The organism is Ensifer sp. Root423 (genome assembly GCF_001426275.1).
GTDB classification, from domain to species: domain Bacteria; phylum Pseudomonadota; class Alphaproteobacteria; order Rhizobiales; family Rhizobiaceae; genus Ensifer; species Ensifer adhaerens.
The window spans coordinates 22823-35752 of record NZ_LMEG01000007.1; the positions used below are offsets into that span (position 1 = coordinate 22823).

General features: G+C 62.8%; 13 protein-coding genes. 6 read left to right on the plus strand and 7 right to left on the minus strand.

Annotated elements, in window-relative coordinates; genetic code table 11:
• Positions 1-180 precede the first annotated feature (180 nt).
• The 4 genes from puuE (at position 181) to uraH (ending at position 2628) form a co-directional block, all read left to right on the plus strand.
• The gene (gene puuE / locus ASD01_RS09465) at positions 181-1110 is read left to right on the plus strand and encodes an allantoinase PuuE (RefSeq protein ID WP_034789000.1); all 930 of its coding nucleotides are present in this window, start codon (positions 181-183) and stop codon (positions 1108-1110) included.
• Complete coding sequence (gene uraD, locus ASD01_RS09470; RefSeq protein ID WP_060528881.1) at positions 1110-1613, plus strand: 2-oxo-4-hydroxy-4-carboxy-5-ureidoimidazoline decarboxylase; 504 nt, start codon at positions 1110-1112, stop codon at positions 1611-1613. The genes puuE and uraD overlap by 1 nt, the downstream gene beginning before the upstream one ends.
• Positions 1614-1709: 96 nt before the next feature.
• Positions 1710-2207: an ureidoglycolate lyase gene (locus tag ASD01_RS09475; RefSeq protein ID WP_034788995.1), complete on the plus strand. Its 498-nt coding sequence runs from the start codon at positions 1710-1712 to the stop codon at positions 2205-2207.
• Between the two features lie 58 nt (positions 2208-2265).
• Entirely contained in the window at positions 2266-2628 is a 363-nt protein-coding gene (gene uraH / locus ASD01_RS09480; RefSeq protein ID WP_034788993.1) for a hydroxyisourate hydrolase, read from the plus strand.
• A gap of 73 nt (positions 2629-2701) precedes the next feature.
• On the opposite strand, the gene ASD01_RS36610 is transcribed toward uraH, so the two are convergent.
• Positions 2702-3064: a hypothetical protein gene (locus ASD01_RS36610; protein WP_244495220.1), complete on the minus strand. Its 363-nt coding sequence runs from the start codon at positions 3062-3064 to the stop codon at positions 2702-2704.
• On the opposite strand from ASD01_RS36610, the gene ASD01_RS09485 reads away from it, so the two are divergent.
• Complete coding sequence (locus ASD01_RS09485) at positions 2996-3727, plus strand: alpha/beta hydrolase family protein (RefSeq protein WP_244495218.1); 732 nt, start codon at positions 2996-2998, stop codon at positions 3725-3727. The two genes, ASD01_RS36610 and ASD01_RS09485, sit on opposite strands and share 69 nt — an antisense overlap.
• Positions 3728-3857: 130 nt before the next feature.
• On the opposite strand, the gene ASD01_RS09490 is transcribed toward ASD01_RS09485, so the two are convergent.
• The 4 genes from ASD01_RS09490 to ASD01_RS09505 all read right to left on the minus strand — a co-directional run bounded on the left by ASD01_RS09490 (position 3858) and on the right by ASD01_RS09505 (position 8648).
• Entirely contained in the window at positions 3858-4994 is a 1137-nt protein-coding gene (locus tag ASD01_RS09490) for an alpha-hydroxy acid oxidase (RefSeq protein ID WP_034788987.1), read from the minus strand.
• Between the two features lie 115 nt (positions 4995-5109).
• Positions 5110-6426 carry a guanine deaminase gene (guaD, locus tag ASD01_RS09495; RefSeq protein ID WP_060643897.1) on the minus strand — a complete coding sequence of 439 codons (1317 nt, stop codon included), beginning with the start codon at positions 6424-6426 and terminating at the stop codon, positions 5110-5112.
• Entirely contained in the window at positions 6423-7661 is a 1239-nt protein-coding gene (gene puuD / locus ASD01_RS09500) for a urate hydroxylase PuuD (RefSeq protein ID WP_034788980.1), read from the minus strand. Before puuD ends, guaD begins: the two co-directional genes overlap by 4 nt.
• 72 nt (positions 7662-7733) lie before the next feature.
• Positions 7734-8648, minus strand: coding sequence for a LysR substrate-binding domain-containing protein (locus tag ASD01_RS09505; protein WP_034788978.1), 915 nt, complete (start codon positions 8646-8648; stop codon positions 7734-7736).
• 12 nt (positions 8649-8660) lie between these two features.
• On the opposite strand from ASD01_RS09505, the gene ASD01_RS09510 reads away from it, so the two are divergent.
• Positions 8661-8999, plus strand: coding sequence for a hypothetical protein (locus ASD01_RS09510; protein ID WP_143106240.1), 339 nt, complete (start codon positions 8661-8663; stop codon positions 8997-8999).
• Positions 9000-9017: 18 nt separating this feature from the next.
• Here ASD01_RS09510 and xdhB read toward each other — a convergent pair whose 3' ends face one another.
• Both xdhB and xdhA read right to left on the minus strand, forming a co-directional pair.
• Positions 9018-11354: a xanthine dehydrogenase molybdopterin binding subunit gene (gene xdhB, locus ASD01_RS09515; protein ID WP_034788974.1), complete on the minus strand. Its 2337-nt coding sequence runs from the start codon at positions 11352-11354 to the stop codon at positions 9018-9020.
• 2 nt (positions 11355-11356) lie between these two features.
• Positions 11357-12832 (minus strand): xanthine dehydrogenase small subunit, encoded by a 1476-nt coding sequence (gene xdhA, locus ASD01_RS09520; RefSeq protein ID WP_034789086.1) that lies wholly within the window; start codon positions 12830-12832, stop codon positions 11357-11359.
• Positions 12833-12930 lie beyond the last annotated feature (98 nt).

The following is a 12930-nucleotide window of genomic DNA, read 5'->3' on the forward strand; positions in this document are numbered from 1 at the left end:
GTTGTCCTTGCCGATCCATTCAACGCTGTTTCGAAAAATCTCTCAACCTCGGGCTCAGCCGAATTTTTCTGGTAATTTCCGTCAGGGCCGTGGCGCTGCCGCTGCCCTGCCTCACGTCATTTCGGTATCGACAATCCGGTCGGCGGTGATACCGTTCCTAAAAATTCGAAGGGTGATTTGATGTCTGAGACTAAGTATCCGCGCGACCTCGTTGGCTACGGCCGCAATCCGCCGAAGGCAAACTGGCCGGGCGATGCGCGCATCGCCGTGCAGTTCGTGCTGAACTACGAAGAGGGCGGCGAAAGCTGCATTCTCGATGGCGACCCAGCGTCCGAGTGCCTGCTGTCGGAAATTGTCGGCGCGCAGCCCTGGGCTGGCCAGCGTAACCTCAACATGGAATCGATCTACGAATACGGTGCCCGTTCCGGCTTCTGGCGGCTGTGGCGCATGTTCACCAGCCGCAACGTCCCGCTGACCGTCTATGGCGTGACGCAGGCCATGGCGCGCAATCCGGAAGCCGTCGCTGCCATGAAGGAAGCCGGCTGGGAAATCGCCAGCCACGGTCTGCGCTGGCTGGAATACAAGGACGTGCCGGAAGAGGTCGAACGCGAGCATATCCGCGAGGTCGTCCGCCTGCACACGGAGCTCACCGGCGAGCGGCCGCTCGGCATCTACCAGGGCAAGCCTTCGGCCAATACGCTGAAGCTGGTGCTGGAGGAAGGCGGGTTCCTTTACTCCTGCGACAGCTACGCCGACGAACTGCCCTACTGGGTGCCGGGTCTTTCGGCCGACAAGCCGCACCTGATCATTCCCTATACGCTTGATGCCAACGACATGCGCTTTGCGACGCCGCAGGGCTTTAACAGCGGCGACCAGTTCTTCAGCTACCTCAAGGACACATTTGACGTGCTCTACGAGGAAGGTCGCCAGGGCGACGCCAAGATGATGAATATCGGCCTTCACTGCCGTCTCGTCGGCCGCCCGGGCCGCGCTGCTGCGCTCGCTCGCTTCATCGACTACGTCATGTCGCACGACAAGGTCTGGGTGCCGCGTCGCATTGACATCGCCAACCATTGGTACCAGCACCACAAGCCGGAAGGGGCGCTCTGATGACCGACCGTGATGCCTTCGTTGCCCGTTTCGGTGGCGTGTTCGAGCACTCGCCCTGGGTTGCCGAACGCGCCTACGACCGAGCCGCGGCGACCGGGCTGACGGCGGGCACGGTGCATTCGGCGCTCTGCCAGGCCTTTCGCACGGCGCTGCCGCGCGAGAAGATGCAGGTGCTGCGCGCGCACCCCGATCTTGCCGGCAAGCTGGCGATCGCCGGTAAGCTGACGGCGGACTCGACGGCGGAGCAGGCGTCTGCCGGCCTCGACCGGCTGACACCAGAGGAGCATGAGCGCTTCACCGCGCTCAACGACACCTACACGAAAAAATTCGGCTTCCCCTTCATCATCGCGGTGAAGGGGCTGACCAAGGGGCAAATTCTTGCCTCCTTCCAAAGCCGCATTGACAATTCGCCCGAAGAGGAATTTGAAACCGCTTGCGCACAGGTCGAGAAAATCGCCCGCCTGCGCCTGCAGTCGATGATTCCTGGAGACGAAAATGCCTGACAAAACCGTTCGATGCCTGTCCCCGCTCATGAGGAGGGCCCTCGAACTGGATCGGACATCCGCAAGCGCAAAATCGTCCTGCGAGGTCTCCGCATAATGTCGCGCCTGCTCGAAATCGAACCGCTGACACGCGAGGCCTTCGCTCCCTTCGGCACCATCATCGAAGCCGATCCGGCAACGATGCGCCACATCAACGGCGGCAACACGGAACGTTTCCACGGTCTTGCGCGTGCCGATGTCGTCGGCGACGGCGCCAATGTCATCATCAACATCTTCCGCGGCCAGCCGCGGTCTTTCCCCTATTCGGTGACGATGATGGAGCGCCACCCGCTCGGCAGCCAGAGCTTTTCGCCGCTCGACGACCGCCCATGGCTCGTCGTGGTGGCGGACGACGAGGACGGGCGCCCGGGCACGCCGCGCGTTTTCCAGGCGAACGGCCGGCAGGGCGTCAACTACGGCCGCAATATCTGGCACCACCCGCTGATGTCCGTCGGCGCCGTCAGCGATTTCCTCATCGTCGACCGCGAAGGGCCGGGTAACAATCTCGAGGAGTTCTTCTATGACGAGCCTTTCGTCATAGACAGCGCTATCTAGCAGGACGTGCGCGCGGCTTCTGACAGCATCCCGCGCCAATGTGTGAAAGAGAGAAGCCATGAGCAGCGCCGGCCGCCTGACCACCCATGTTCTCGATACCGCTCTCGGGAAACCGGCCGAGGGTCTGCGCATCGACCTCTACTGGCTGGAGGGGGAAGAGCGGCAGTTGATCCGCACCGTACATACCAACAGCGACGGCCGTGTCGACGGCCCGATGGTCGAAGGCATCGGCTTCATGGCCGGCAACTACGAGCTGGTGTTCCATGCCGGCGACTATCTGCGCCGGTCCGGCGTTACACTGCCGGAGCCGGCCTTCCTCGACCGCATCCCCTTGCGCTTCGGCATCGCCGATCCGGCGAGCCATTATCACGTGCCGCTGCTTCTCTCGCCCTATGGCTATTCGACCTACCGCGGCAGCTGAGATTGAAGGATGAGTGTTCGTGGTGATGCAAAGGGTGATATTTAAAATATAATTTTCAATGGCTTAAACATCATCATTTCTCTTGGATCCAAGCGATATGTTTTTCAGATTGCTGGCCTCTCTGTGCCTCGTCCTTCTCTGGAGTGCCAATGCCAGCGCCGGCGTTATCGAAGGCGTAGGCGCCAAGAAGCTTGAGGTGGTCGACCCCGTCGAGCAAAAGCCGATGGATGCGGTCGTGTTCTTTCCAAGCCCCGACCAGACGGATGTCAGCAGCATCGGACCTTACGAGGTCGACGTGTCTCGATCGGCGCCCATCGGTGACGACCGCTACCCTTTGATCATGCTCTCGCATGGCAGCATGGGGAGCATGTGGGGCCACCACGACCTGGCTTCGTCCCTCGCGCGGCAGGGATACATGGTCGTCAGCGTCACGCATGTCGGCGACAATTTTCAGGACACAAGTCGGATCAGCACCGCCGGCGCCATCTACGGACGCGCCATGCAGATATCGGCGGCTTTGACGGCCACCCTCGATGATCCCGTCCTTGCTCTGCACATCGACCGCGAGCGGATCGGCTTCGTCGGGTTTTCCGCAGGCGGGACGACGGGGCTTATCCTGGCGGGAGCCAAGCCTGACCTTTCCCGTCTTGTAGGCTATTGCGCCAAACGTCCCGATGATCGCCATGTCTGCGAAGCTCGCGGGCGCATCGGGGTGGAGGGTGCCGAACTTGGGGCTTCAGCCGACGCGCGAATCCGATCCTTCGTTTTGCTGGCACCGCTCAGCGTCCTCTTCCCTACGGAAGGGCTAAAATCCGTTGCGGCTCCGATATCGGTCTATGTCGGCGAAAAGGATGAGGAGCTATCGCCTGATGACAACGCCCTGGCGCTTGCGCGCGACATGCAGTCCGAAATCCGCGTCGAGGTCGTCCCAAACGCCGGGCATTTCACGTTCCTTGCTCCGTGCTCGCCGCAAATGAGAGACGCCGTGCCCGCGATATGCGCGGATCCTCCCGGGGTTGATCGGGTAGAACTCCATCGCACCATCAACGCTGAAATCGCAGCCTTTTTCACCAGAACGCTTGCTGTGGCGGTTCCGTAAGCAATCTTCGCCACGAACTCGGTTGTCCGAAGCCGACCTTATCGACGGCGAGCCGGGTACTTCGGATTGAGAGAAGACCCTGAAGCCCTCCCTCATCCGGGCAACAAATGCGGATCGCTGACGCGGTCGATCAATCCGCGAGAATGTCGCGGTTGACGTCGTTGATATCGCGCTTGCCGCAGAGGGCCATGGTGATGTCCATCTCCTTGCGGATGATTTCCAGCGTCTTGGTGACGCCCTCCTTGCCCATGGCGCCGAGGCCGTAGAGGAAGGGGCGGCCGATATAGGTGCCCTTGGCGCCCATGGCGACGGCCTTCAGCACGTCCTGGCCGGAGCGGATACCGCCATCGATATGCACCTCGATCTGGTGGCCGACCGCATCGACGATGCGCGGCAGCATGCTGATCGAGGAATGGGCGCCGTCGAGCTGGCGGCCGCCGTGGTTGGAGACGATGATCGCGTCGGCACCGGTCGCCGCTGCCATCTTGGCGTCCTCGGGGTCGAGAATGCCCTTGAGGATCAGCGGTCCGCCCCAGCGTTCCTTGATCCAGGCGACATCCTTCCACGAGAGCTGCGGGTCGAACTGTTCCGCCGTCCAGGCGCCGAGCGACGAGAGGTCGGTGACGCTTTTCGCGTGGCCGACGATGTTGCGGAAGGTGCGGCGCTTGGTGCCGAGCATCTTCATGCACCAGCCGGGGCGCGTCGCCATCTGCCAGAGGTGCTTCGGCGTCATCTTCGGCGGTGCCGAGAGGCCGTTGCGAAGATCCTTGTGACGCTGGCCGAGGATCTGCAGGTCGAGCGTCAGCACCAGCGCCGAGCACTTCGCCGCCTTGGCCCGGTCGATCAGGTTCAGCACGAATTCGCGTTCGCGCATGACGTAGAGCTGGAACCAGAAGGGCTTGGTGGTGACCGAGGCGACGTCCTCGATCGAGCAGATGCTCATCGTCGAGAGCGTGAAGGGCACGCCGAAGGCTTCAGCCGCCTGGGCTGCCAGCATTTCGCCGTCGGCGTGCTGCATGCCGGTGAGGCCGGTCGGGGCGAGTGCCACCGGCATCGACACCTTCTGGCCGATCATCGTCGTTTCCAGCGACCGGTCGGTCATATCCACCAGCACGCGCTGGCGCAGCTTCACCTTGGCGAAATCCTCCTCGTTGGCGCGATAGGTGCCTTCGGTCCAGGCGCCGCTGTCGGCGTAATCGAAGAAGAGTTTCGGCACCCGGCGCTTGGCGAGCGCCTTGAGATCGCTGATTTCGAGGATTTGCGTCATGGATAAGGCCTTCGTCCAACGGAGATTGAACGAGCCATTACCATGTTTGGCAGAGGCTTGTTAATAGCCAGAACGCAGAGAGGTCAATTTTCTTGACCTCTCTGCTTTTGGTCGGTCATGCGGCGGCAAGCGCCGATTTTGCCGGCTTGCCGGCGACATAGGTTTCGACGATCGACCGGTCGTCGCCCATGGTCTGCAGCAGGAAGAGTTCGTCTGCCAGAGAGTTGACCACTTCGGCCCGAAGCGCCATCGCCGGCGTCGCCGCCATGTCGAGCACGATGAAATCGGCGTCGGTGCCGGCTTCCAAAGTTCCGATCTTGTCGACCAGCGATAGCGCCTCGGCATTGCCGCGGGTCATCATGAAGAAGCTGTCGAACGGGTTCAGCCGCTCGCCCTGCAGCTGCAGGATCTTGTAGGCCTCGTCGAGCGTCTTCAGCATGGAATAGCTGGTACCGCCGCCGATGTCGGAGGCGACCGAGGTGCGCACCGGCTTTTCGCGGCGGCTGAGCGCGCGCAGCGGGAAGAGGCCAGAACCGAGAAAAAGATTGGAGGTCGGGCAGAAAACGGCGACCGAGCCGGTCTCGCTCATGACATCCGCCTCGCGCTCAGACAGATGGATGCAGTGGCCGAACAGGCTCTTCGGTCCGAGCAGGCCGTAGCGGGCGTAGACGTCTGTGTAGTCCTTGGCTTCCGGATAGAGTTCGCAGGTAAAGGCGATCTCGTCGCGGTTTTCCGAAAGGTGCGTCTGGAGGTGCAGGTCGGGGAATTCGTGCACCAGCGACTTCGCGACGTCCATCTGCTCCGGCGTTGAGGTGATGGCGAAGCGCGGGGTGATCGCCACATGATTGCGGCCCTTGCCGTGCCATTCGCGGATGACCGCGCGGGTTTCGTCGTAGCTCATCTGCGGCGTGTCGAGCAGGCCTTGCGGGGCGTTGCGGTCCATCATCACCTTGCCGGCGACCATGCGCATGTCGCGGCGCAGCGCCTCGGCGAAGAAGGCATCGGCCGACGCCTTGTGAACCGAGCAATAGGCGGTTGCTGTTGTCGTGCCATAGCGCACCATCTCATCGAAGAAGCGCGTCGCGATGCGCTCCGCATGGGCGGTCTCGACGAAGCGGCACTCCTCGGGGAAGGTGTAGGTGTTCAGCCATTCAAGCAAGTTGGCGGCATAGGAGGCCATGACCTGCATCTGCGGGAAATGCAGATGCGTGTCGATGAAGCCGGGCACGATCAGGTGTGGGCGATGGTCCACTTCAGCGACGCCGTCAGGCGCGCTTGCCTTGACCGCAGCATAGGAGCCGCTCGCGGCGATCTGTCCCCCCTCAATCAGAAGCGCACCGTCCCTCTCGTAGCTGTAGGCGGCGCTGTCGTCGATCGACGATGGCGCGCGGTTGAAGCTCAGCAATCGGCCGCGGATGAGGGTGGTCGTCATTGTGTCTTGCCTTCCTCGACGGCGCTTTCGAACCAGGCTGTCAGAAGCTGGCGCTCGTCCGTCGTCATGTCTGTCACGTTGCCGGGCGGCATCGCATGGCTGCGCCCGGCCTGGATATAGATTTCGCGGGCATGGGCGGCAATCTCCGCGTCGCTTTCGAGCATCACGCCCTTCGGCGCCTGGGTGATACCCTCATAAACCGGTTCTGCCGCATGGCACATGGAACAGCGTGTCGAGACCGTGTCCTTGACTGCAGGGAAGTGGGCATTGGCGGCGAAGCGGCTGAAGGCGGGCGCAACCTCGGCCTTTTCGCCGCCGGTCAGCACCTTCGGCACGGTCGAAAGCCACATGATCAGGATGAAGAGGAGGGCGGTGACGAGCCAGGTCCAGGTCGGCCGGCCCTTGCGGGCGTGGGTGGTGTTGAACCAGTGGCGGATGGTGACGCCCATCAGGAAGACGAGTGCGGCGATGATCCAGTTGAACGCGGTGGCAAACGCAAGCGGATAGTGGTTCGACAGCATGAAGAAGATGACGGGCAGCGTCAGGTAGTTGTTGTGCAGCGAGCGCTGCTTGGCCTGCGCGCCGAGTTTCGGATCCGGCGTGCGGCCGGCGATCAGGTCGGCGACGACGATCTTCTGGTTGGGGATGATGATGAAGAAGACGTTGGCCGACATGATCGTCGCGGTGAAAGCGCCGAGATGCAGGAAGGCGGCGCGGCCGGTGAAGACCTGCGTATAGCCCCAGGCCATGACGACCAGCGCCACATAGAGCAGTGCCATCAACCCCCAGGTGTTCCTGCCGATCGGCGACTTGCAGAGCAGATCGTAAAACAGCCAGCCGATGCCGAGCGAGGCGAGCGAAATCAGGATCGCCGTGGTCGCCGAGATGTCGAGCACGTGGCGGTCGATCAGGAACAGATCGGCGCCGCCATAGTAGACGACACAGAGCATGGCGAAGCCAGAAAGCCACGTCACGTAGGATTCCCATTTGAACCAGGTGAGATGCTCGGGCATCGAGGCCGGTGCGACCAGGTATTTCTGGATGTGATAGAAACCGCCGCCATGGACCTGCCATTCTTCGCCATAGGCGCCGACGGGCAAGTGATCGCGCTTCACGAGACCCAGGTCGAGCGCGATGAAATAGAAGGATGAGCCGATCCAGGCGATGGCGGTGATGACGTGCAACCAGCGCACGGCAAAGGCCAGCCATTCCCAGGCGATGGCGAACTCGTACATTCAGATCCCCTTTGTCTCCGTTGCCTCACTTTGCGCATAAACCACGGAGGGGAAAAGGGGCTTCGACGCTCCTCAAGCGCTATTTGCTTGCAGGAAGTTCGGCGCGCAAAGTTCGCCGAGGATCCAGTCGCGGAAAATCCTGATCTTGGGTGTGTTGCGGCGGGCGTGCGGATAGGCGAGCCAATAATCGCAGCCGTCGCTGCAGCGCAGCTCGAAGGGCTGGTAGAGCCGACCGAGCGCCACGTCATCGGGGTAGAATTCCGGCGTCAGGATCGCCACGCCCTGGCCGGCGATGGCGGCGCGCGCCTCGAAGGATTGCGCGCCGAGGCGGCTGTGCGGCCGTCCTTCGAGATCGGGATCCTTGACGCCGGCGGCCTTGAACCACATCGGCCACCAGGGGTCACCGGGATCGATGATGCGCAGCTTCAGCAGGTCGCGCGGCTCGTGCACGCCGCCAATGGTCTCGGCAAGCGCCGGACTCAGCATCGGGCTGAATTCCACCCGCATCAGCGGATGCGTGTCGAGGCCGGGCCAGACGCCGGCACCGGAGCGGATGGCAAGGTCGGCCGGTTCGCGGGTAAAATCGGTGAGCGAGTCGCTGGTCGTCAGCCGAACGGCGATGTTCGGATGGGCGAGCTGGAAGCTGCCGATGTTGCGGGCAAGCCATTGCGAGGCGAAGGTCGGCGTCGAGCTGATCAGGAGCGCGCTGTCGATATCGCCACGGGCATTCGAAACCGCTTCCTGCAGCATCTCGAAGGCTTCGGTGACGCGCGGCGCCATGCGCTGGCCGACTTCCGTCAGCGAGATCTGGCGCGGGCGCCGCAGGAACAGCGGCTCGCCGACATTCTCCTCGATCAACTTGACCTGGTAGCTTACGGCCGTCTGGGTCATGCCCAGCTCTTCACCGGCCTTGGTGAAGCTGCCGAGCCTTGCGACCGCCTCGAAGACCCGCAGCGCATTCAGCGGAAACTGCTTCGACATCTTCATGGATAAGTTCTCTTGATGCATCCAGACGGATGTTCGATTGGATTTCGATCCTCCTCCACGGCATCCTTCAAGTCAACTTCCCAAGACGAAACAGGTGCTGAAATGACTTGCGACACTTACGAACGTACTGAAAGAAAAGCATTTCTTTCATTCGAGCCGGTCGCCCGGCTCACAGCCGCCCTGTTCGGTGGCCTTGTTGCCCCCAAGCCGATGCTCGATGTCAACACGCTCTCCGATCATATCAAGAGAGACATGGGTTTCATGGATGTTCATAGCCCGCACCGCGACGACGAGGAGGCGATGGCCAACGCTCGCCGCCTGTTCAGCATCAATGAACTGCCGCGGATCTGAGGCAAATCGTGATGGCTGTCAGCGATTGCGCAGACGTTCGACGGCCATCAGCACACGCTCCGGTGTTGCCGGAGCATCGAGCCGCGGGCACTCGCGGTAGTCGGCGACACTCGCCACCGCCATCGACAGGGCTTCCAGAACCGAGATCGGCAGCATGAAGGGCGGCTCTCCCACCGCCTTGGAGCGGCCAATGGTCTTCTCGGCGTTGCTCGACCATTCGGCAAGCTTGACGTTGAAGATCTTCGGCCGGTCGGAGGCAAGGGGGATCTTGTAGGTGGAGGGGGCGTGCGTGCGAAGCCGTCCCTTGTCGTCCCACCAGAGCTCTTCCGTCGTCAGCCAGCCCATCCCTTGCACGAAGCCGCCCTCGATCTGACCGAGGTCGATCGCCGGATTGAGCGAACGGCCGACGTCGTGCAGCACGTCGACCCGGTCGACCATGTATTCGCCGGTCAGCGTGTCGATCGAAACCTCCGAAACCGCAGCGCCATAGGCGAAGTAATAGAAGGGTGTGCCGCGGCCGCTGGCTCGATCCCAGTGGATCTTCGGCGTCTTGTAGTAGCCGGCGGCCGAAAGCTGGATACGGCCCATATAGGCCTGCTTGATGAATTCAGGGAAGGGGATCAGCTCCTCGCCGATCTTCACGTGGTTGGCGACGAAGCTGACATTCTCGGGCGTCGTCTGCCAGCGCTCGCAGGCGAAACCGACGAGACGGTCCTTGATCTGGCGCGCGGCGTCGAAGGCGGCCATGCCGTTCAAGTCAGAGCCCGAAGAGGCGGCGGTCGCCGACGTGTTCGGCACCTTGCCGGTCGTCGTCGCAGTGATGCGAACGCGGTCGAGGTCGACCTGGAAGCTGTCGGCGATCACCTGCGCGACCTTGATGTAGAGGCCTTGGCCCATCTCGGTGCCGCCGTGGTTGAGGTGGATCGAGCCGTCCTGGTAGATATGCACAAGCGCGCCCGCCTGGTTGAAGGCGGTCATGGTGAAGGAGATGCCGAACTTCACCGGCGTCAGCGCGATGCCCTTGCGGATGACGCGGCTTTCCCGATTGAACGCGAGGATCGCCTGACGGCGCGCCTGATAGTCGGCGCTTTCTTCCAGCTCCGCGACGATCTGCGCGATGATGTTGTCTTCGACCTGCTGATGGTAGGGCGTGACATCGCGGCCGGAGCCCTTGTCGCCATAGAAATTCAGCTTGCGGATTTCGAGCGGATCCTTGCCGAGCTGGTAGGCGATTTCCTCGATGATGCGCTCGCCGCCGACCATGCCTTGCGGGCCGCCGAAGCCACGATAAGCGGTGTTTGAGACCGTGTTGGTCTTCAGCGGCTGTGAGGTGAGCTTCACATGCGGATAGAAATAGGAGCTGTCCGCATGGAACAGCGCACGGTCTGTGACCGGGCCGGAGAGGTCCGAAGAGTAGCCGCAGCGCGCCGCGTAGTTGGCATGGACCGCATGGATGCGGCCCTCGTCGTCGAAGCCGACGTCGTAATCGACGAGGAAGTCGTGGCGCTTGCCGGTTGCCGTCATGTCCTCGTCGCGATCCGGGCGGAACTTGACGGCGCGGTTGAGCTTCTTCGCCGCGACCGCGGCAAGGGCTGCGAACTGGTTTCCTTGCGTTTCCTTGCCGCCGAAGCCACCACCCATGCGGCGCACGTTCACGGTCACCGCATTGGAGGGCACGCCGAGCACGTGCGAGACCATGTGCTGGATCTCGCTCGGATGCTGGGTCGAGGACCAGACGGTGACCTCGTCGTCCTCGCCGGGAATGGCAAGGGCGATATGGCCTTCGAGGTAGAAATGCTCCTGTCCGCCGACGCGCATGCTGCCTTTGAGCCGCCGTGGCGCCTTTTCCAGCTCCGCCTCGGCATCGCCGCGCTGCAGCGTGAGCGGCTGGGTGACCAACTGCCCGCCATGGGCGACGGCATCGAGAATGTCGGTGAAATGCGGCAGGTCGCGATAGGTGATCTTGGCGAGCCTTGCCGCCCGACGGGCGATGTCACGGGTTTCTGCAATCACGGCGAAGGCCGGCTGGCCATGAAACTGCACGAGGCCATCGGCAAGCACCGGCTCGTCATGCAGGTGGCTCGGGCTGATGTCGTTGGAATGCGGCATGTCCTTGGCGGTCAGCACCAGCATGACACCGGGCACGGCGGCGACGGCCGAAAGGTCCATGGCGGTGATTTCCGCATGCGCCCGGTCGGTCATGCCAAGCGCGCCATGCAGCGTGCCCGCCGGCTCGGGCATGTCGTCGATGTAGTCGGCGGTGCCGGAGACATGCTTGTGGGCGCTGTCGTGACGCTGGGAAACATGCATCTCGCCGCGGATCGTCTTGCGTTCCTCGAAGGTGGATTTGTCCATGACTATCGGCCTCCCGCAGCAAAGCGAACCAGTTGCGCCGGCTCGCCGCCGCTTTCCAGGAAGAAACGCATCAGAAGGTTCTTCGCCGCAAGCATGCGGTAGTCGCTCGTTGCCCGCCAGTCGGTGAGCGGCTGGTAATCGCTCTCGAAGGCGGCTTGCGCGGCGCGGACCGTTTCCTCGGTCCATGGCTTGCCGATCAGCGCCGCCTCGACGTTGCTGGCGCGCTTGGGCGTCGCGGCCATGCCGCCGAAGGCGATGCGGGCGGAGCGGACGATGCCGCCATCCACCGATAGACGGAACGCGCCAAGCAGCGCGGAGATATCTTCGTCGCGGCGCTTGGAGATCTTGTAGGCGGCAAAGAGATCGCCCGCCGGCAGGCGCGGCACGAAGATGCTTTCGACGAATTCGCCGGGTTGGCGATCCTGCTTGCCATAAGCGATGAAGAAGGATTCGAGCGGCAACGTCCGCCGACCGGCGGTCGAGCGCAGGGTCACCGTCGCGCCAAGCACGATCAGGGGCGGCGGACTGTCGCCGATCGGTGAGCCGTTAGCGATATTGCCGCCGATCGTGCCCATGTTGCGCACCTGTTCGCCGCCGATGCGGTTGATCAGCGGACCGAGCCCGAGAAACGTCTTGGCGAGGGCGGCATAGGCCATGGTGTAGCTGACGCCGGCGCCGATAATCAGGCCGTCCGCGGTTTCCTCGATCTGCTGCAATTCGGTGATGCCGTTGATGAAGATCACCGGGTTGATCGCCCGCATCTGCTTCGTCACCCAGAGGCCGACATCGGTGGAGCCGGCAACGACCGTCGCCCCGGGATGGTCGGCGAGTGCTTCCGCCAGGCCACTGCCGTCGGCCGGCACGATCAGACAATATTCGCCCTGGCGGAGTGTGATCGTTTCCGTCGGTGCCAGCGCCTTCAGCCTGATGGTGATCGTTTCCCGCTCCCTGGTGATCGGATCGAAGATGTCGGAGGGGCGCGCCTCTGCCGCCGCTTCGGCCGCGCGCACGATGGGCTCATAACCGGTGCAGCGACAGAGATTGCCCTGCAGCGCCTTTTCGATATCGGCGCGGCTGGGGCTGTCGTTGCCAAGCCAGAGGCCATAGAGCGACATGACGAAGCCGGGCGTGCAGAAGCCGCATTGCGAGCCGTGAAAATCGACCATTGCCTGCTGCACCGGATGCAGCGTGCCATCCGGACCGGCGAGATGCTCGACGGTGACGACATGGGTTGCCTGCAGCGAGCCGAGGAAGCGGATGCAGGCGTTGACGCTCTCATAGACGAGCCGGTCGCTGACCAGCCGCCCGACGAGCACGGTGCAGGCGCCGCAGTCGCCCTCCGCACAACCTTCCTTGGTGCCGGTCAGCCGGCGTTCCAGCCGCAGATAGTCGAGCAGCGTCGTTGTCGGTGCGATGTCGGAAAGAGCGACCTCGCGGTCGTTGAGGATGAAGCTGATTGAACCGGTCGGTTGGGGCATGCCATTCATTCCCTGCTGCTGCATACGTCCTGAAATCACTTTGATCTTAGGTGGTTATGCAGAAAAGCAAAGGGCTGGGCGGACTTTTGCACGCCATG

What these genes read in the sequence shown, in the direction of transcription:
- puuD (WP_034788980.1), bottom strand. Translation starts at nt 7,661, where the DNA reads ATGTACGAGTTCGCCATCGCCTGGGAATGGCTGGCCTTTGCCGTGCGC.
- guaD (WP_060643897.1), bottom strand. Translation starts at nt 6,426, where the DNA reads ATGACGACCACCCTCATCCGCGGCCGATTGCTGAGCTTCAACCGCGCG.
- ASD01_RS36610 (WP_244495220.1), bottom strand. Translation starts at nt 3,064, where the DNA reads ATGCGTGACGCTGACGACCATGTATCCCTGCCGCGCGAGGGACGAAGC.
- ASD01_RS09505 (WP_034788978.1), bottom strand. Translation starts at nt 8,648, where the DNA reads ATGAAGATGTCGAAGCAGTTTCCGCTGAATGCGCTGCGGGTCTTCGAG.
- puuE (WP_034789000.1), top strand. Translation starts at nt 181, where the DNA reads ATGTCTGAGACTAAGTATCCGCGCGACCTCGTTGGCTACGGCCGCAAT.
- xdhB (WP_034788974.1), bottom strand. Translation starts at nt 11,354, where the DNA reads ATGGACAAATCCACCTTCGAGGAACGCAAGACGATCCGCGGCGAGATG.
- uraD (WP_060528881.1), top strand. Translation starts at nt 1,110, where the DNA reads ATGACCGACCGTGATGCCTTCGTTGCCCGTTTCGGTGGCGTGTTCGAG.
- xdhA (WP_034789086.1), bottom strand. Translation starts at nt 12,832, where the DNA reads ATGCCCCAACCGACCGGTTCAATCAGCTTCATCCTCAACGACCGCGAG.
- ASD01_RS09475 (WP_034788995.1), top strand. Translation starts at nt 1,710, where the DNA reads ATGTCGCGCCTGCTCGAAATCGAACCGCTGACACGCGAGGCCTTCGCT.
- ASD01_RS09490 (WP_034788987.1), bottom strand. Translation starts at nt 4,994, where the DNA reads ATGACGCAAATCCTCGAAATCAGCGATCTCAAGGCGCTCGCCAAGCGC.
- uraH (WP_034788993.1), top strand. Translation starts at nt 2,266, where the DNA reads ATGAGCAGCGCCGGCCGCCTGACCACCCATGTTCTCGATACCGCTCTC.
- ASD01_RS09485 (WP_244495218.1), top strand. Translation starts at nt 2,996, where the DNA reads ATGTGGGGCCACCACGACCTGGCTTCGTCCCTCGCGCGGCAGGGATAC.